Annotated in this window: 5 protein-coding genes and 1 pseudogene; 2 read left to right on the top strand and 4 right to left on the bottom strand. The window is 57.9% G+C overall.

All coding sequences use genetic code 11. The annotated features are described in order from the left end of the window. Nucleotides 1-3869: Ig-like domain-containing protein (locus H8F23_RS28995; RefSeq protein ID WP_228759379.1), on the top strand; the 3869-nt coding region annotated here is incomplete at its 5' end. Between the two features lie 203 nt (nt 3870-4072). On the opposite strand, the gene H8F23_RS25920 is transcribed toward H8F23_RS28995, so the two are convergent. From H8F23_RS25920 to H8F23_RS25910, 3 genes are all read right to left on the bottom strand, one after another. After that, the gene (locus H8F23_RS25920) at nt 4073-6358 is read right to left on the bottom strand and encodes an autotransporter outer membrane beta-barrel domain-containing protein (protein ID WP_194936268.1); all 2286 of its coding nucleotides are present in this window, start codon (nt 6356-6358) and stop codon (nt 4073-4075) included. 183 nt (nt 6359-6541) lie between these two features. Further along, nucleotides 6542-8482, bottom strand: coding sequence for a hypothetical protein (locus H8F23_RS25915; RefSeq protein ID WP_228759377.1), 1941 nt, complete (start codon nt 8480-8482; stop codon nt 6542-6544). Nucleotides 8483-8632: 150 nt separating this feature from the next. Next, entirely contained in the window at nt 8633-10552 is a 1920-nt protein-coding gene (locus H8F23_RS25910; protein ID WP_194936267.1) for a hypothetical protein, read from the bottom strand. A gap of 339 nt (nt 10553-10891) precedes the next feature. Here H8F23_RS25910 and H8F23_RS29465 point away from each other — a divergent pair. Next, nucleotides 10892-10999 (top strand): annotated as a pseudogene (locus H8F23_RS29465) (DUF6124 family protein); the annotation flags it as partial. Between the two features lie 213 nt (nt 11000-11212). Here H8F23_RS29465 and H8F23_RS25905 read toward each other — a convergent pair. Beyond that, nucleotides 11213-20551: a retention module-containing protein gene (locus tag H8F23_RS25905; RefSeq protein ID WP_194936266.1), complete on the bottom strand. Its 9339-nt coding sequence runs from the start codon at nt 20549-20551 to the stop codon at nt 11213-11215. Between the last annotated feature and the right edge of the window lie 280 nt (nt 20552-20831).

Genomic DNA, 20831 nt, shown 5'->3' with positions numbered 1-20831 from the left:
ATCCGGACGCCATTTTCGGCACCGGTGACGGTCTCAAACGGGAAATCAAATACGACATCAATGACGAAGTCTGGAACTGGGCAGACCGCCACTCCAAACGCACTTACATCGATGTGGACGCGGGCGGTTGGCGACTGGATGCACCGATCATCAAGGAAACCCTCAACGACGTCATTACCATCAGGGATTTGAACAAGCAGCCGGTCACGATTCAGATCTATGTCAGCAGCCAATACTTCGCTGTGGGCGACAGCGTGAAAATGACCTTCATCGGCACACCGCCGGATAACGCTGAACCGCTCATCTGCAGCGAAACCCGCGACATTGACAACGTCCCTTCAGTGCTGGAAATCAAAGTGCCCTATGAGTTGATCAGGGCCATCGCTCAGGGGCGCGCCGATGCGTCTTATATTCTCTACAAAAAGGACGGGGGCGACCCGCTGTATTCCAAGCGCACCTTTGCCAGCGTAGTGGGCGACGTCAACATGCTCCCCGAGCCGAGCATCCGCGAACTGCTCGGTGACACCCTCGAACCGGACGAACTCTACGCCACGGTCGACGTGCGCTACGCGATGAAAAATGGCGACCTGATCTGCCTGAGATGGTCTGGCATCAAGTCCAATGGCGATCACTATCTGCATGAAGTCCCGCATATCGTCAGCGACAACGAAGCCAGGGAAGGCCTGGTCACGTTCTACATCGATTCCCAGCACATCAGTGTGCTTGATAACGGCACGCTCGACCTTTCCTACGTCGTCGCCAACGATGCACCTGGCCTCCTCGACATCAGAGAGTCCGAGCGGCTGCTGGCCAAGGTCGGGAAAATCCGGGCGACGCTGCCGGCCCCCGAAGTCGAAGAGGCCGATCCGCCGGGGGATGTGCTGGATCCGTCCAAGGTGTTCGAGAGGGTGCATGTGTGGATCAGCGAGGCGAAGACCTTGCAGGGGGATGTTCTTACCTATTACTGGCGCAGTCCCAATCCCTTCGCCAGCACCAGTGACTGGTTGCCCATTACCACCGTGACTGAAGGTCAACCTGTGCGTTTTCCGGTGGACGCTGAATTCGTGACGCCCAACATTGGCCAGTATGTGAAAGTGCGCTACTCGGTGTTGCGGGCTTCGAGCAAACTGTACGAGCACTCGGCCACGCTCAATTTGCTCATAGGCGAACTGGTCGGTGAGTTGCCACCGCCCGAGGTGGTCCAGGCGCCCGACAAGATCCTCAACCCGAAGGATGGTTTGAACGGGGTGGACATCAACGTCAGCTACTCCAGCATGAACCCGGACCGGGACATGATCCGTTTAAAGTGGTCAGGAACGCCCGGCGCGGGCACCTCTGATGATCTGGAGTTGCCCGGCAGCCCCACAGGCACCGTTCAATTCCATTTACCCGCTTCAGTGGTTGGCGCCAATATTGCGAGAACGGTGTCGGTTGAATACGAAGTAACCCGCTATACCCTCACCACGCCCTCGCAAATGCTCGACTTGTATGTTTCAGACTTCCAGGACCCTGAAAACGAACTGCCTCACCCGCAAGTACCCCAAGCACAGAACAACGTTCTGGATCTAATGACATTCAGCGGCGATGCCAAAGCTGTTCTCGCTATCTGGCCCTACATTGCCCTGAAACAGCGCCTGTGGTTCTACCTGGCAGGACAAACCACTTCAGGCGCGTCCCTGACGATCCCGCTAATCACCGGGCTGGAAATAACCCCCACCCAAGTCAGCAACGGCCTCAACGAAACCTTGCGCAGAAGCGAGCTGATGAAACTGGGCCACTCCACATCCGCCAACGTGATCTGCAAAGTGGCATTCGATGGCAGTGAAAAAGAGGACACTGCCTGCGTATTTCCACAGTTGCCCCTGACCATCAGAACCCGCTACGACTACGTACAACCGGCCATCACCGGGGTGACGGACTCACGGGGCGAAGTGGAAGAGGACGGCAAAACCCGCGACGAAAAAGTCACCGTCACCGGCACCGCCACACGCGGTGAAACGGTCGAGCTGTTCGATGGGCCAACGACATCGATGGGCACGGCACTGGTGGACGCCGACAGCACCTGGCGGCGTGAGATCGGCCCGTTGACCGAGAAGTCTTACCGCATCAGCGCCAAGGCCCTTTATGACGCCGACCCGGTGTCCAGCGATCCGCGAACATTCACCGTGAAATTCGCAGAGACCCCGGAAATTCTTGCGGTCAGCGATTCACGGGGGGACGTTGCCCATGGGACAACCACCTATGACAACAGTGTGCTGGTGGCCGGCAGCGCGACGCCAAACCTGCAGATCAAATTGCTGGAGAACAAACTGCCGCTCATTACCCTTGACGTCGACGATAAGGGTGACTGGAACCACCGCCTCAACGATCTGAAAGTTCGCAACTACAGCCTCACTGCCGAGGCGCTGTACGAGATTGATCCTGCGACCAGTCCACCACGGGATTTCGTCGTGGCACAAGCGGTCACGCCGACGATCTCCTTGGTGAGCGACCTGCGCGGTGAAGTCGTGGCCAATGGGACGACCTACTACCGGACTGTCAATCTGACAGGCAGAGCCAGCCCGAACGAAAAGATCATTCTGCTCAATGCCGGCGCGACCGTCGATACGGTAAATGTCAACGCCAGCGGCGACTGGCAATATGTTTTCAGCAGCCTGAATCTGACCACTTATCGCCTGACCGCGCGAGGCGATTACGGCAGTAACCCGGAGTCCAGCCCTCCCCGGGTCTTTACGGTTGCAGCCTTTATTTCACCGACGATTACCACGGTCACCGACTCGGTCGGCACGGTTGGACCGAATGATACGACCTATGACACCGCTGTGACCGTTAAAGGCGAAGCCACCCCACGTGAGCAGATCCAGATGTACGACAATGGCGCCGCCGTCGGTACGCCGGTCACCGTCAATGCCGATAAACAATGGACAACGTCTGTCACCGGTCTGGCCATCCGCTCTCACAGCCTGACGGCCAAGGCCATGTATGACGCGACTCCGGTGGAGAGCCCGGCGAGAGACTTCAAGGTCGCCGCCCACATCGCGCCGACGCTGACGTCTGTGCATGACGGCATCAGTGAAATCGGTAACGGCGGAACAACAAAAAGGACCTCGGTCACCTTGCGTGGCAACGTTACGCCCAACCGTGAAGTGCAGGTCTACGACTACAACAATCCAAAGCACACCGTGAGAGCGGTAGGCGACGCATGGAGTACCACACTGGCGGTGGGTGTGGGTGATCATTCCTTAAAAGTAAAAGCTGTCAGCACCGGCCAGGAGTCTCAGCCGCCTCGTACCTTCAAGGTACTGCCGGTGATACCGCCGCTGAATTTCAATACCAACTCCCAAACCTTGAGCGGCAGGATTTACCTCATTCCGGGGAGCGCAGTATTGCCAGCCTTCGGTCCAGGCACTTCGGTGCAGCACCAGGCGAGTGGTGGCCAACCTCCTTACGTTTATAGCTCTAGTAATGGAAACGTCGCATTCGTAGATTCGGCAAGTGGGCTCGTTACTGCGCGAGGTAACGGCAGTGCAACGATTTCGGTAAGGGATGCGGCGAGCCAGGTGAAAAGCTATTTGGTGTCGGTAACAGGGGTGACGCAATGTTACGGATTAAGCGCAAACTGGTTGTCCAGGGTAGGTGATGAGGCAAAAAGTCGAGGCCTGAGGTTGCCTTCAATGGGCGAGTTACGGGCAATAAGCAGTGCTTTTGGAAATCGTTGGCCATTGGGTAATTCATTCTACTGGTCTAATGAGTCGATCCTTTATTGGCCCAACCCCAATCCGTACTATCACTGCAGAAATCTGGTTACAGGGGAAGAAAAAGCGATTATGAACCTGAGTCTAGTGCCCGGAGTGGGCATCACCCCTTGAACAATGGTTGACGAGGGTGAACGCCTGATCGAGGAGTATCAGCGGTTCCACTAGCACTCGTGTCGCTGGGGCGGGACAGCTGATGGCTTCGGCATCAGGCAAAACCAACTAACAGAAATGACAAGGCCGCTGCTCATCGACAGAACAGCGGCCGTTAAGGTATCTCGCTGATTACGAGAAACTTTCCCTGTACCAAACAGTAGTTAAAAGCTGTACCGCCCCCCTACATTCACCCCAAACGGCTGCTCAATATGCTCCCCATTGGAATAATCCAGATCGAGATGCACCTGCCACTTCTCCGACAGGGCCACCGCCACCCCCGCACCAAACTCCGCCCGGGAACCTGACAAGTCATTGTTGAACACGTTGTTGTTGACCTTCACTTCGTTGTTCGAAGCGAACTCATGAGCAATCGCCGCGCGCACATAGGGCTGAGCGACGGCGCCGTTAGCAAAACCGAAGTTGCGCCCGAACGTGGCCCCGGCCTTGCCAAGCAGTGAGCGCATGCGATCGCCGTCGGCGTCCATGTCGTTGTTCAGCGTGTAGTGTTTGCCCTGGATCTGCACGGCCGCCAGTTGCGCGAACGGTTCGACGAAATAGTCGTTGGCCAGTTTGATATGCCGACCGAACTCGGCAGAACCGCCCACCCCCCAGTTGTCGTAGTCGCCCTTGGTACGGCTGCCGTCACTCAGGTTGACCTTGGACTCGTTGCGAAAGCGGTTGAACTTGAGCACGCCGTCGAAGTAGTAACCGGTGTCACTGTCGAGCCAGGTGACATAGGGGCCGACGTAGTAGCTTTTCACCGTACCCGAGGTACCGCGATTCAGATCCAGATTGGACTCGCTCGTGCCGGCAAGGACCCCGACCAGCACCTGGCTTTCGCCCACCCGGGCATCGGCGCCAAGGGACAACCCCTGTTGCGTCTGCTGATAGCCGACACCCGATCCATCGGCGACGTTGTGCTTGGTGGCGTTGGTGCGGAACCAGAAACCCTGCCCGCCGTTCGAACGCAGCTCACCCATGCGGCTGCGTAACGATGACAACTCGCCGTACCAGACAGTCGGTGCGGTATTGAACAAGGCCAGTACCGAGCGCGCGCCGGGGCTGATGACTTCGGTGGTCGGGTCGAGAAACCACTCCTTCGCTCCACCTTCAGTCTCCCGACTGGCCAGGCTGTAAGACCATGTGCCGACATCAACCCGTTGATCGCCGGCCAAGGCAAAATTCGCACCGTCGGTGGTGCCGGTACGCACCAGCGTCAACGCCTGCGGCGAAACGGCGTCCAGGCCAGAGGCCGCAACCGCCAGCGTGAAGTTCCCCGCCGAAGCACCGAGGACATTGAGAAAGTCATGCTCACCGCTGGCGAAATCGCCCTTCATTGCAAAGGTCCCATTGCCGGAAAGTGAGCCGACATTGAGCGTGTAATACGTACCGGGAGCGTCCTGGGCGCCAAAGGTGACGGTGCCACCGTTCATGCCCAGTGCACCGATCGAATCGTTGCCGGTGAGTGTCCAGTTGGAGTTGCTGTTGACGTTCACGCTGTCGACATTGTCGAGGCGCCCGGTGAATTGCGAGAGGTTGTCCAGCGTGACAGTAGCGGTAGAGCTGCCATCGACCAGCACGTCCCCGGTTATTCTCCCTTGGTCGAAAACGAGATTGGCCGTGCTGTTATCCGCCACGTTGATGTTGCCATTCAGCGTGCTGTCGGCAACGGTCATGCTGGCGGTGGATGAGCCTTGAACATCCAGTAATCTGCCGTTGCCAGCGAGAACGCTGGAGCCGTTGGAGACGACTATCGTGGCCTGAGTCCCGCGATCCACCAGAATCGCAGAACCGCTGACACCTTGCACCGTCGAGTTATCCAGCGACAAGGTAGGATCGCCCACGTTGGCAGCATCATTGACCATCCGCACACCTGTCGCCTGACCAGTGATGGTCGTGCCCGCAGAAGCACTGACCTCACCACCCAGTAAATTCACACCAATGCCATTGCTGGCCGCGCCCACGATTTGCGTATTACTCAATGACAGCGAGCTCAGCCCAGTGACCTGCGACCCGATAAGTTGTCCACTGATCTGGCTATTGGACACCGTCACCGTAGATCCACCCGCCGCGACACTGGAGCGGTTGACCGCTAACCCGATTTCATCACTGGTCACGGTCGTTTGATCGATGGTTGCCTGACTGCTGGTCACTGTTACGCCATCACCCCCGTCGTTACCAACGATGCTGGCCCCGCTGAGGTTTAACAGCGAACCGGACTGCGCCCTGATCGATCGGGTATTGGCCCCGGAAGCGTTCAATACGCCACTGTTGCGCACCAGATAGTCGGTAGACGCAACCGATGAATCGATATCCAGCGTGGTGTTATCGACAATAGTTGCCGAATGTGCAAAACCCGCGAAAAAAAAAACAGCCGGTAGGCAAAGCATTACTCCGGACCTGCCTGCTGGAATAACGCAAACGTGTGATACATCCAACATTTTCATGATTGATTCACCTCAGAATAATTACAGGCCAAAGCAGCTCCGTAGCGTTTGCGGGCGTACATTAACGTTATCTATCCCCTGAAAAATGTAGGAAAAGTCTTTAATACATATTAGAAAAGTCCTAACGCTTGGTAAGCCTTATAAGAAAAAGGGAGGCATTTAATGCCTCCCTGACTTCAAAGATCAGATATCACACACTGATCCATCACCCTTTTTCATGTGCACCCTGACAAGGTGTCGCTGAGATGGCACCACGCTCCCGTCAATCATTGCCGTATAAGTTATATCGCCCCACGCACTCTCCGTTGCCAAAATTTTCTGATAGGGAATTTTCACGATGAACCCGGCATTCGCTTCCTGTAACGTTGGCGTATATGTGACCTTCTCTTCAGTATCAGCTTTTTTACTAGTACCTGCAGAATCGGTATAACCCTGGTAGATAAATTCCAGTGCTTGACCGGCCAACTGCGGTTCACCAGGAGAAATCAGCACTTCTGCACATTTGACCAGTACCGGATCTGATCGCAGGGAGCCACAGTTGAACCAGTTTGTGAAGTCCGGATCAAGATGCTGAAATTTGATTTCAGGAACAACACCGGGCCGAATAGTCACATCGACATTTCGGGGCAGTGAGTGGACTTCATTATCATTGATATCAGGGTTGGTGATTTTATAGGTGACTAGCAGCGGCATACCGTTGCCGCCCGACTCCACGGCCCCCCATTCTACATCGAACGTCAAATTCCCGGTTTCTGTCCCATCAAGTTCAATAACACCACCTTGTGCCGCCGTGAGTTCTTTCCCTTTCCATATCAACGTAATAATGTCTCCATCTTTAACACCAGCAAAGACAGCTACAGTTACATCGACAGTACCAATCGCGTCGGCAACCGTCAGAATGTTCGGGCCATTACCACCCTTACCTTGCACAGTAACCAGAGCCAGAGCAGGATCCGGGTTTTCTCCACCGTCGCCATCTCCCGGCCGGCGCAGATCGACATCCACATCTTTTGCAGGCGCCGCTGTTCCCAATGGGTAGCGCAAGTTATGGCGTTTGATCCGATAACTGACGGCTACCTTTTTTACATCCAGGTTGCCGTTGAATACATCCCGGTAAGGAATGTTCACATAGAATGGAAAAGTATTGATTTTCTGCGCAGGTTGCACAATACCGTCAAATGTCACTTCCAGTTCGTCGATATCAGCCAGGTAGTTTGTGTACTCAGCCAGAATACCGACCCCTAATGGGGCCTGAGCATCGGCCAGATCCACCAGTTTTGGTGTTGCGTCGTCATCAAAGAGCGGAATGCTGGGTTCCACAAGCCCAGCGGGTGGGTCGGTCAGAGTGACATTCAGTTCGGTGTAATATTGTGGTGTATTGCGGTTGCCCTTACGGTCGCTGAGGTAATAAAAAATAGATCTTAAACCTTCATCGTTACCAACCAGCGCAGGTGTCAATTGAAACGTGATCGGAACTGTGACATCCGTTATGGTCAACTCGCCGACCAGCGTCGGGGTTGGCAAACTCGAACCAAAATAGCACTCAACAAAGTCGCCGAGCTTTTTACTCCCATAGTTTGGAATGGTGATCAATACAAAACCATTATCATCGAGGTATTGTTTTGTAATACCATCTCTTTCCACCTCGGGAGGAACAGTCGCCTTGCCGAAAGCTACCGGTGCTGTTGTATCAATATTGATTTCAAGCGGTGTTACCGCAGATGGATTACCGCCAAAGTTCAACACGTAACTCAACTCATGAGGTCCTGAGGCCGATGTGTAGCCTTGAGGCAAAACAAGGTCAAATTCGGTAGTTGCTGAATCAACGGGTGTAGTGAAAGGTAATCGAGTAGAACGTATGCTAGTCCCGTTCCACATTAGTTCAAGGTATCCTTGAACATCGTTTGGATCATTCGCCTCGGCAAATCGCGGAATCTGCACCTTCAGAGGAAAGCCTTGAAAGCTTGAATGCAGTTGGTTGGGACTATCATCCGCTTCATCATCCAGCAACGGATTATCCGGATGAAGTTTCGGTGGTAATGCTGCAGCTTTTGGACTGCGAAATCGTACACCAAAGAAACGTTCGCGGTTCTGCGCCGGTGTCAATGAGTGAAAACTTGTCATCTTTTGTCATCCTCTCAGCAACTTGATTGACTGGCACAGGGCAAACAGCCGCCTTGCCAGAGTTCTTACACAATGACTGCATGGGTTAAACAGAATTTAAATAAAACCTGAAACCAACCTCGATCAATACAGCGCCAGCACTTCTACAAACTACTCTTCACAAAGTTCGTTACTCGGACCACAAACTTCACCGCTCGGTAACGTTCGATTGATAATGACAAATTCCTCTTTTGAATTACCGATGCCACCGTTGGCTTTTTTCAGGTGATAACGACACAACGCCGAGCCATTATTTACCATTGGCGAAATCAGACGCTCGTAATCACTGACATGCACATCAAAACCTTCACTAGCCTGACTGGCAGTGAGTTTTGTCTCGAATGTGTCGTACGTTCCATCAATCGGATCGGTTCCATTCAGACCGGAACATCCCTGCCAAGACAAATCGACGATATCGTCTTTATCAAACGCTGCATTGCCGTTGATATGTACCCAGACGCCCTCCCACAACCTGGGTTTGGCGCAGCAGTCAAGTATTCCATTACGGTTGGCGTGGGGAAACTTCGGTTCCGGCATGTTCTCGATCACGATGATCGCCACTTCAACGGCTGTCACATCAGCCTGCTGCAGATTCACGCCATTACTGGTGGTGTACCACGTCAGCAGCGAGGGATTGACTTTGTCCTGCTCGACGGCCTTCCAAGGGATCACGAACTTGATCGGCTTACCGGCGATGTCACCGGGTTCAACCTCATACTCGGCAACTGGCGTGCCGATTGCGCCCCAATAGAGGAAGAGCTTTTCACCGGGCATCGGAGAGTCATACAGAGGCAGATATGCCTCGGCCGGCTCGCCGAAATCCTCGGTTAACAGCTTGTTCAGTTGTTTCGATCTGGCGCCATAGACTTCCAGCCTGGCCAATGTGGAATTCAACAATGCCGGAGCGTTGGCATGGTCCTGCCCGGCGACTGTCAGATTCACCAGCACCCGCGTTTCGGCAGATGGCAAGGTCGGTGTGCCGCCACGCAGAATGCGGTAGCTCACCCGAACGTCCAATGGTCCTGGCCCATCTGCCATCAAGGTCGGCCATGGGACGGTAGCGACTTGCGGAAAGTTGCCGAGATTGACATCAAGCGGGGCCAGATCATGCCCGTTCCACTGAATCAGGACCTTGTCGGAAGGATCCGGGTTCTCATACGTATCAATTTCGACAGTGACAGCCCGCTGGTTCACCGCGCCTTCACGGGCATGTTGACGGTCAATCAGGCCACGCGCTGACAACGGCACTCTCGGCGGTTTGAGAATGCCCGGAGCCGGATTCAAATTGACAAAAACCGCCAAAAGCGTTGAGCGCGGCCCGCGATTTCCCGCCCAGTCACGGAGCCGATAGTAAACGTAGCGTTGCCCGGGACCACGTCCACGAATATCTGCCTCATACATCGTGATGATCAGACGCTTCTGGTCGATGTCTTGCTGGCTGAACGCTTGCTCACGAATTTCGATTTCCGAATCCGGTGGATCCGGGTCGTCTGTCCAGTAATAGATCGCACGATCCCTGGCTTTGACGTCGACATACAGCGGTACCTGGAACCGGACTTCGCCATACCGGGAGAGGTAGTCGTCAGTGATTTCCCCTGTAACATCCAGCATGATCAGACGATCGGGTTCCTGATTGTCGTTCGGCGGAGATCTGTCGACCGTGACTCGTTTGGAATGGGAGTACAGAGGGTTGCCGCCGTAGCTGACGTTGTACGACAGAGAATAAGTGCCGTGATCGAGCTTCAACCTTTCCCGCGGCACAACCAGGGTCTTCTCTCCAGGGTCGTCAAAATGAGCACGGTAGACCTCTTTGAACTCGTCACCTTGGTCTGCCCAACTGACAATAATAATGAAGGGAATGGGGTCTTCAAAGGGAGCGCTCCAATCGGGGATGATGACCGTCAGATCTTCAGCCAAAGCGCTACGCGGCAGCAGCCCTTCAGGACTCTCCTTCCCGTCTTCGTCCTTGAGGATGGCAGGTACGCCTGGCATCTCAAGCAGGTCATCAACCCTGTGTTCAGAGCGTGTCATTGAACGAACTCCCTCGCATCAAACCAAGCAGAACATGCACAAATGACCAAGTTGTCTGCGGCCTTGCTGTGATTGATTTAACGACGTTGGAAGGGTCCTGCCTACTGTCAGAAATTACAGGTATTGCTACCGCTCGTCGGAATCAGTACTCAATGCGTGGGGGAATTACACAGGTGCGTTTATCAGAAACATGCGGACAACGAATCGAGCTATATGACCTCGCGTCAACGCCTGCAGCAACGATGGCAGCGCCAATGACTCTAGGAGCTTCACCATGATCAAACCCACACCCAACCCGCCCGAAACCGACCGTGCCCTCAACCATTACCTCCGCACGCCCTGCTGCCGGCCTCGCAACGCCGAACGCTGCTGGGGCTTGCGCAATTGATCATGCTCGGGGAGCTGGCGATGAATCGGGTGCTGGATAATCTGGAGTTGCCGGGGTGAAGGTGGGATCAAGAATCCCTGCTGATTGATCGGGTGACAGTTATGGCCCCTTCGCGAGCAAGCTCGCTCCCACAGGGATTTTTGCGCAGCGCAGATCCCTGTGGGAGCGAGCTTGCTCACGAAGGCTGACTGACAGGCAATGCATCTCTACAGACAGAAAAAACCCGCCGTCCCTTCAACCGGGACGGCGGGTTTTGTCGTTTCAGACTGCGCTTACACCGTGTCCACCTTCAACGAATGATCATTCAACATCCCGCTGATGATCGTCGCCGTGTCGTGCCCGCCAGCCACCACCCCGCCCGCCCCCGGCGTCACGCCGTAATGGCTGGCGAGGTTGACGCCGGCCAGGTCAATCGTCTGGTTCGGCGTAGCACCGGCCATCGCGCTGACGTCGATGCTGGTGAGCACCGAGGCACCGCTGCCGCTGACAGTGAAGTGCAGGTAGTCATCCAGCGAGGCGGTGGTGCCGTTTTCGCCTTGCAGCAGTTGCGACAGGTCGAGCTTGTCGGTGCCGGGGGTGAAGTCGGTGATCAGGTCATGGCCGCTGTTGCCCTTGAGCCACTGGAAGGTGTCGGCTCCTGCGCCACCGGTCATGGTGTTGTTACCCATGCCGCCGATCAGCAGGTCATCGCCGCCGCCACCGTTGAGGGTGTCGTTACCCAGGCCACCGTTGATCACGTTGTTATTGTTGTCGCCGGTCAGGGTGTCATTGAAGTTCGAGCCAACGAGGTTTTCGATGCCGGTCAGGGTGTCCGTCCCCGCGCCGACGGTGTTTTGCGCACCGAGCAGACCGAGGTTGACCGTCACCCCGGCGGTGGCGTGGGCGTAGCTGGCGGTGTCGCTGCCGGTACCGCCGTCGAGCAGATCATTGCCCGGGCCGCTGTAGAGCAAGTCGTTACCGGCGCCGCCGTGCAGCTCGTTGTTGCCCGAGCCTGCGGTGAGCACATCGTTGCCGTCGCCGGCGTTGATGATGTTGTCGCCAGTGCCGGCCACCAGCACGTCATCCCCCGAGGTGCCGGTGAGGGTGTGGCCGTCCTGATAGCTGATGCTGACGTTGGCCGTGTCGCTGCCGCCGTGGTTGTCGTTGGCGGTGTAGCTGCCGTGGAAATCCGGGGTGACATCGTGGGCCCCGGCGTAATTGACTGTCATGGTCAGTTGGTAATTTTCCGCCGCATTCGGGTTACCGCCACTGGTATTGCTGATGTTGGTGACGTGGATCTGGTAGGTACCATCGGCGCTGGCGGTGATGGTGCCGCCGTCGGCAATGGTCACGAACGCGCCGCCATTGAGCGAGTACTCCATGGTGACGTGCCCGGCCGCCAGGTTGTGATCCAGGTTCAGCGTTTCGCCCTGTTTCAGTTTGACCGTGATCAGGTCTTCATCGTTGGCATTGGCATTGGTCACCGCGCCGAGGTAGCCGCTGATCACCAGCACCGCGGTCATCGCTGCGGTGTTGGCGGCGAAGGCATTGCGCACATCGGCCAGGGTCTGGTTGGCGGCAGTGTTGCTGTTGCCGTTGAACGTGATCGCACCGGTGCCGGTGAAGTCCGCGCCCTTCGCTATCCAACCAGTATTGAAGGTGGTCGGTGTGGCGTTGAGCGTATCGCCATTCGGATCGGTGTCGTTGGCCAGCAGCAACTCGCCCGGCACCACGATGTTGCTCGACAACACGTTGGTGATGACGTGATCGTCCACCGCCACGGGTGGCGCATTGGGGATCACTTTCACGGTCAGCGTCGAGCTGGCGAGGTCGCCGTCGTTGTCGCTGAGGGTAAAGCCGATGTTCTCGGTAATCACCACCGCCGTGGTTTTCTGCGAGGTGTAGCTGTAGTCGCCGGTGTCGAGGTTGATCACCAGCGTGCCGCTGTTGTTGGTGGCGATGCTCAACGTGTTGTTTACGGTGTTGAATGTGCCATGGTTGACGCCACCGGTGGCGGTCAACGAGCCTTGGCCGCTGAGAGCCTTCGGATCGTAGGTGTAAGTGGTGCCGTCAACGACGATGGATTTGATGAAGCCGCCATCGGCGCCGAAGGTACCGCCCTCGCCCAGCAACGAACCGGTGACCGGCGCGCCTTCTACGGTGCCGGACAGCACCGAGTTGAGCTGATTGAGATCGGTAACCACCACCGCGTTGGTGTTGGTGTGGGTGATGCCGTCGTACGCCAGCGGATCAAGGTTGGCGTTACTCACGCCGCTGCCCAGGCCAATCGCGTAGTTCTTGATGTTGTTGGCATCGAGGAAGTTTTTCAGCGCGGCTTCATCAGCGGCGTTTATGTCGCCCTCGTTGGGTTTGCCGTCCGAGAAGAAGTAACCGACGTTCTGTGCCCCGGTGAGTTTGCCCGAGGTGTTGAACGCGGTTTGCATGACCGCCACCGCGGCGTCGTAGTTGGTGCCGCCACCCGCCGTCAGGCCGGCGAGAATCGTCTTCGCGGTCGCCACATCGACCCATACCGAGGTTCTGTCAGTGGCGTTGCTGCTGAAGGTGACGAGCTGGACTTTGACATCACCGAGGTCGTCGTACTTGTCGAGCAAGGCGCTGATCGCCTGCTTGGCCAGGGCCAGCCGCGACAGGCCGGGCACACCGGAGGCGTCGGCCATACTGCCGGAGATGTCGAGGACGATGAGCAGGTTGGAATCGATTTCCACCGCTGCCACCGAACGGTCCGACGCCACCGCTTTTGGCACGTCGTCGACGATGTTGACCACGAGGGTGCTGGTGGTGCTGTTGCCCAGTGCATCGGTGGCTTTGTAGGTGAAACTTTCGCTCAGCGTGTTCGCCCCGTCGTTGGCGTTCGGCGTGGTTTTCGGCGCCGAGGTCAGCGTGTAGGTGTAGGTGCCGTCGGCGTTGAGCTGAATCTGCCCATAGCTGCCGGTGGCGCTGCCGACCAAGGTGTAGGTGATCGCGCCCGTACCGCCGGTAACTGCGCCGACCAGCGTGCCGGTCGCGGTTTCACCGGTGTTGGTCGGATCGCTGCCGGTGACCGTACCGGCGGCCAGATCCTGGCCGTCCTTGGTCAGGTCGAGGGCTTTTTCATAGACCGTTACGTCCTGATCGACCGAGGCCACCAGCTTGCTGTCGGCAACGTTGACGGTGATGGTTGTGGTGCTTTCATCGCCGTCGCTGTCACGAATGGTGTAGGTGAAAGTGTCGGTGGCGCCCGGTGGGCTCACCGAGTTCGGGTTGCTGTGATAGACGGCGTTGCCGGCCGCATCAAGGGTCAGGTAACCGAAGTTGCCGTTGATGTTGCTGTTGAGGCCGCCGATGGCCGAAGTGCCGGTGTTGCTGCCGGCGCGCACGCCGACCACCGAGGCTGCGCCATCGGCGCCGCTGATGTCATTGCCCAACACGCTGATGTTGACCGTACCACCCTCCGCCACCGAGCCGGTGTCGGGTTTGGCGGTCGGCAGGTCATCGATGATGTTGACGTTGATCTGGCCGCTGGCCGTGCTGCCATCGGTATCGGTGGCCACCACGTTGAAGTTTTCGGTGAGGCTATTGGCACCGTTGGCGGTCGGATGGGCTTCGTTGTCGACCAGGGTGTAGCTGTAACTGACCACGCCAGTGGCTGGGTTGTAACCGGTGACGGTGAAGGTGCTGCCCAGCGGCGAGACGATGGATTGCGGGAAACCTGCGGCAACGCCATTGGTGACCACGGCAATGCCGCCGACGGTGAGGGTTTGCAAACCATCGAGCGCAGTGACGGTGAAGGTACCGCTCTGGGTCAGTGCCGGAGTGTCGGGGCTGGTGCCGTCGCTGAGGTTTTTCTCGTAGACGGTGAGCTCGCCGCCGTTGACGTCGAGGCCGTTGAGCACCACCGGATCGTCGTTGTTGTGGATGTTCAGCACCAGGTTGGCGGTGCTGGTGTCGCCGTCGGCATCGGTCAGGGTGTAGGTGAAGGTTTCGGTACCGTTGCCGCCGCCGTGCAGGTTTTTGAAGTCGGCATCGTTGGGGTTCAGCGTGTAGGTGTACGTGCCGTTGGCGTTGAGCACCAGCGTGCCGTAAGTGCCGGTGAACGTGCCGGCGGTGATCGGCCCGGCATTCGGTCCGGTCGCGACCACATCGGCGCCTTGCACATCGTTGGTCAGCACATTGCCGGTCAGGGTCAGTTGCGTTTCCGAGGCGCTGTTGGCGTTGCTATCGTTCATCGCCTTGGGCACGTCATCGACGATGCTGACAACGATGGTGCTGGTGACAACGTTGCCGAGCGAATCGGTGGCCTGATAGGTAAAGGTTTCGCTCAGGGTGTTGGCGCCGTCGTCGGCATGCGGCGTGGTGCTCGCCGGTGAGGTCAGGGTGTAGGTGTAGGTACCGTTGGGGTTGAGGACAATCTGCCCGTAGTTGCCGGTGGCACTGCCAACCAGCGCGTAGCTGATCGCGCCGACCGCACCGGTGACCGAGCCGACCAAGGTGCCGGACGCAGTTTCGCCGGTGCTGGTCGGGTCGCTGCCGGTGACCGTACCGGGCGCCAGATCAGCGCCGTCCTTGGTCAGGTCCAGCGCTTTCTCGTAAACGGTGACGTCGGTGTCGCTGGTCGCGTACAGCTTGCTGTTGGCGACATCGATGGTGATGGTGGTGGTGCTTTCATCACCGTCGGAATCGCGCACGGTATAGGTGAACACGTCCACCGCGCCCGGGCCGTTCACCGCGTTGGGGTTGCTGTGATAGACCGCGTTGCCGTTGGCGTCCAGGGTCAGGTAGCCGTAGGTGCCGTTGATGTTGCTGTTGAGGCCGCCGATGGCCGAAGTCGAGGTGTCGGCGCCGGCCCGCACGCCGACCACCGCACCGGTCACGGCCGGGCCGTCGGCGCCGGCGATGTCGTTGTCCAACACATTACCGCTGACGGTGCCGCCCTCTGCCACGGAAGCAGAATCAGGATGAGCGCTGGGCAGATCATCGACGATATTGACGTTGATCTGGCCGTTGGCCGTGCTGCCATCGGTGTCCGTCGCCACCACGTTGAAGTTTTCGGTGATGCTGTTGGCGCCGTTGGCATTCGGATGCGTTTCGTTGTCGACCAGGGTGTAGCTGTAACTCACGACACCGGTGGCCGGGTTGTAACCGGTGATGGTCAACGTGCTGCCGAGCGGCGTGACGATCGATTGCGGGAAGCCTGCGGCCACACCACCGGTGACCACGCTGATGCCGCCCACGGTCAGGGTTTGCAGACCGTCGAGGGCGGTGACGGTGAAGGTGCCACTCTGGGTCAGCGCCGGAGTGTCTGGAGCGCTACCGTCGCTGAGGTTTTTCTCGTAGACAGTGAGTTCGCCGCCGTTGACGTCGAGGCCGTTGAGGTAGACCTGATCGTCGTTGTTGTGGATGTTCAGCACCAGATTGGCAGTGCTGGTATCACCATCCGAATCAGTGATGGTGTAGGCGAACGTCTCGGTGCCATTGCCGCCGCCGTGCAGGTTTTTGAAGTCGGCGTCGTTGGTGTTGAGGGTATAGGTGTAAGTGCCGTTGGCATTAAGTACCAAGGTGCCGTAAGTCCCGGTGAACGTGCCCGGAGTTACCGGTCCGGTCGGTACGCGGTCGGCGCCTTGCACATCGTTGGTCAGGACATTACCGGTCAGGGTCAGCAAAGTTTCCGAGGCGGTGCCGGTGTTGCTGTCATCCACGGCTTTTGGCAAGTCATCGACGATGTTCACATCGAGGGTGGCATTGGCGGTGGTGCCGTTGTCATCGACCACGGTGACGGCGAACTGCTCAGGCAGATTGTTCGCGCCGTTGGCGGTTGGGTGTGCTTCGTTGTCGACCAGGGTGTAGCTGTAGCTGACCACGCCGGTGGTGGCGTTGAAACCGGTGATGGTCAGCGTGCTGCCGAGTGGCGTCGTGACCGATTGTGGGAAACCTGCCGCTACGCCGTTGGTAACGACGGCGATGCCACCGACAGTCAGCGTCGTGACGCCATCAAGTGCGGTGATGGTGAACGTGCCGCTTTGGGTCAACGCGGTGGAATCCGGTGCGCTGCCGTCAGTGAGGTTTTTCTCGTAAACAGTGAGTTCGCCGCCATTGACGTCGAGGCCATTGATGACCACTGGATCGTCGTTGTTGTGGATCTGCAAAACCAGATTCGCCGTGCTGGTATCACCGTCCGAATCGGTGATGGTGTAGGCGAAGGTTTCCGTGCCATTACCGCCACCGTGCAGGTTTTTGAAGTCGGCGTCATTGGTGTTCAGCGTGTAGGTGTAGGTGCCGTTGGCGTTCAGCACCAAGGTGCCGTAAGTGCCGGTGAACGTGCCCGGCGTTACCGGTCCGGTCGGTACGCGGTCGGCGCCTTGCACGTCGTTGGTCAGGACATTGCCGGTCAGGGTCAGCAAGGTTTCCGAGGCGGTGCCGGAGTTGCTGTCATCCACGGCTTTCGGCAGGTCATCGACGATGTTCACGTCGAGGGTGGCGTTGGCGGTGGTGCCGTTGTCATCGACCACGGTGACGGCGAACTGCTCTGGCAGATTGTTCGCGCCGTTGGCGGTTGGGTGTGCTTCGTTGTCGACCAGGGTGTAGCTGTAGCTGACCACGCCGGTGGTGGCGTTGAAACCGGTGATGGTTAACGTGCTGCCCAGCGGCGTGGTGACCGATTGTGGGAAACCGGCGGCCACACCATTGGTGACGACGGCGATGCCGCCGACAGTCAGGGTCGTCACGCCGTCCAGCGCAGTGATGGTGAACGTGCCGCTTTGGGTCAACGCGGTGGAGTCCGGTGCGCTGCCGTCCGTGAGGTTTTTCTCGTAAACGGTGAGTTCGCCGCCGTTGACGTCGAGACCGCTGATGACCACCGGATCGTCGTTGTTGTGGATCTGCAGAACGAGATTCGCCGTGCTGGTATCACCGTCCGAATCGGTGATGGTGTAGGCGAAGGTTTCCGTGCCATTGCCACCGCCGTGCAGGTTTTTGAAGTCGGCGTCATTGGTGTTCAGCGTGTAGGTGTAAGTGCCGTTGGCGTTGAGTACCAAGGTGCCGTAAGTGCCGGTGAATGTGCCCGGCGTTACCGGTCCGGTCGGTACGCGGTCGGCGCCTTGCACGTCGTTGGTCAGAACGTTGCCGGTCAGGGTCAGCAAGGTTTCCGATGCGGTGCCGGAGTTGCTGTCATCCACCGCTTTTGGCAGGTCATCGACGATGTTCACGTCGAGGGTGGCGTTGGCCGTGGTGCCGTTGTCATCGACCACGGTGACGGCGAACTGCTCTGGCAGATTGTTCGCGCCGTTGGCGGTTGGATGAGCTTCATTATCGACCAGGGTGTAGCTGTAGCTGACCACACCGGTGGTGGCGTTGAAACCGGTGATGGTCAGCGTGCTGCCCAATGGCGTCGTGACCGATTGTGGGAAACCTGCTGCCACGCCGTTGGTGACGACGGCGATGCCGCCGACAGTCAGGGTCGTCACGCCGTCCAGCGCAGTGATGGTGAACGTGCCGCTTTGGGTCAACGCGGTGGAATCCGGTGCGCTCCCGTCAGTGAGATTTTTCTCGTAGACCGTCAGCTCGCCGCCTTCGACGTTCAGGCCATTGATAACCACGGGATCGTCATTGTTATGGATCTGCAAAACCAGATTCGCCGTGCTGGTATCGCCGTCCGAATCGGTGATGGTGTAGGCGAAGGTTTCCGTGCCATTGCCGCCACCGTGCAGGTTTTTGAAGTCGGCGTCATTGGTGTTCAGCGTGTAGGTGTAAGTGCCGTTGGCGTTCAGCACCAAGGTGCCGTAAGTCCCGGTGAACGTGCCCGGGGTGACCGGTCCGGTGGGTACACGGTCGGCACCTTGCACGTCATTGGTCAGCACATTGCCAGTCAGGGTCAGCAAGGTTTCCGATGCGGTGCCGGAGTTGCTGTCATCCACGGCTTTCGGCAGGTCGTCGACGATGTTCACGTCGAGGGTGGCATTGGCGGTGGTGCCGTTGTCATCGACCACCGTGACAGCGAACTGCTCTGGCAGATTGTTCGCGCCGTTGGCCGTTGGGTGTGCTTCGTTGTCGACCAGGGTGTAGCTGTAGCTGACCACGCCGGTGGTGGCGTTGAAACCGGTGATGGTCAGAGTGCTGCCCAATGGCGTCGTGACCGATTGTGGGAAACCTGCTGCCACGCCATTGGTAACGACGGCGATGCCGCCGACAGTCAGGGTCGTGACGCCGTCCAACGCAGTGATGGTGAACGTGCCGCTTTGGGTCAACGCGGTGGAATCCGGTGCGCTGCCGTCAGTGAGATTTTTCTCGTAGACCGTCAGCTCGCCGCCTTCGACGTTCAGGCCATTGATGACCACTGGATCGTCGTTGTTGTGGATCTGCAGAACGAGATTCGCCGTGCTGGTATCACCATCCGAATCAGTGATGGTGTAGGCGAACGTCTCGGTGCCATTACCGCCACCGTGCAGGTTTTTGAAGTCGGCGTCGTTGGTGTTGAGGGTATAGGTGTAAGTGCCGTTGGCATTAAGCACCAAGGTGCCGTAAGTGCCGGTGAACGTGCCCGGCGTTACCGGTCCGGTGGGTACGCGGTCGGCGCCTTGCACGTCGTTGGTCAGAACGTTGCCGGTCAGGGTCAGTTGAGTCTCTGAAGCCGTACCATTGCTGTCATCGAACGCTTTCGGCACGTCGTCGGTGATGTTGACGTCGAGCGTGCCGGTCGCGGTGTCGCCATTACTGTCACCGGCAATCACCGTGAACTGTTCGCTGAGGTTGTTCGCGCCATCGCCGGCCGCGTGGCTTTCGTTGCCGTTGAGGGTGTAGCTGTAGCTGACCACGCCCGTCGCCGGGTTGTAACCGGTGATGGTCAGGGTGTTGCCCAGTTGCGTGGTGATCGATTGCGGGAACCCGACCGCTACGCCGCCGTTGACCAGGTTGATGCCGCCAATGCTCAGACTGGTCAGACCGTCCGGCGCCGACACGGTGAAGCTGCCGCTTTGCGTGAGTGCGCCAGGATTGGCCGCCGAGCCGTCAGGCAGATTGGCTTCATTGAGATTGAGTTCGCCACCAGCCACATCCAGGCCGGTAAGGGTTACCGGATTGTTGACCGGTGGCGGCACCACGACTGCCGGGGTGTTGTCGCCGTTGTCGATCACCGCGTTGTGGCGTTCTTCAGGGAATTCGGGAATACCGCCGAACCCGGCGGTAGGAAAACCGATGATCGGGTCGACCCGGCCGCCAACTTCGGTCAGCAAGACAAAACTGTGGCCGCCGCCCAATTCACCCGGCGCCCCGCCCGGGGCATTCGGGCCGGCTGCAGTGGCTTCGGCGTTTTTGCTCGGGTCATCACCGGCGGCGATGGCTTTCTGGATTTGCTCAACGTCAGTCAGTTGCGCTTCGCTCGGGGTCACCGCCTCTGGCGCATTCACGTGCGCCGCTTGATCGGCCAGCAATTGGCCGGTCATGGTCAGGCTGCTGTCACGGCCCAGAGTCAGTTCCTGGCCGTTTTGCAGATGAACGGCGACTGCGCCTTCTGCGCCGGTGATCAGTTGGTCGCCTGCATAAAGGCGATCGCCTTCCACCAGTGGGCGTTTAGTACCGTCGGCTGACTGGGCGAAAACCTGGCCAATGACTTTAGTGACTGTGCCGATGAGCGTTGCCATGTGAAATCCTCCGCTGCCGACCACCGTCGGCACTGGTAAGCGAAGCAGCCCATGGCTCAATCGGGTTGTTGGAGGCGACGCTCGCACCTTCAACAGTTCGTTTCGCAGGTGGCTTATTCCGGAAACATCAGTGCTATCAAGCACTTCCGCATCCTGATCAAAGCAATACGCCTACTAACGCTACGTAACGGTGGTGAATCACTCGAGTGACAAAAATCTGTCGCCCATCAGCCGCTACGCGTCCCTCCCCTTCAGCAGTACTTCGCCGTATGTCGCAAAG

This window comes from Pseudomonas neuropathica (assembly GCF_015461835.1).
In the GTDB taxonomy this organism is placed as follows: domain Bacteria; phylum Pseudomonadota; class Gammaproteobacteria; order Pseudomonadales; family Pseudomonadaceae; genus Aquipseudomonas; species Aquipseudomonas neuropathica.
Note: the sequence above shows the minus strand (reverse complement) of the source record. Positions and strands in the feature narration are given on the sequence as shown.

Excerpts from the sequence above, each read along its gene's own strand:
- H8F23_RS25920 (WP_194936268.1), bottom strand. The coding sequence starts at position 6,358 with ATGAAAATGTTGGATGTATCACACGTTTGCGTTATTCCAGCAGGCAGG.
- H8F23_RS25915 (WP_228759377.1), bottom strand. The coding sequence starts at position 8,482 with ATGACAAGTTTTCACTCATTGACACCGGCGCAGAACCGCGAACGTTTC.
- H8F23_RS25910 (WP_194936267.1), bottom strand. The coding sequence starts at position 10,552 with ATGACACGCTCTGAACACAGGGTTGATGACCTGCTTGAGATGCCAGGC.
- H8F23_RS25905 (WP_194936266.1), bottom strand. The coding sequence starts at position 20,551 with ATGGCAACGCTCATCGGCACAGTCACTAAAGTCATTGGCCAGGTTTTC.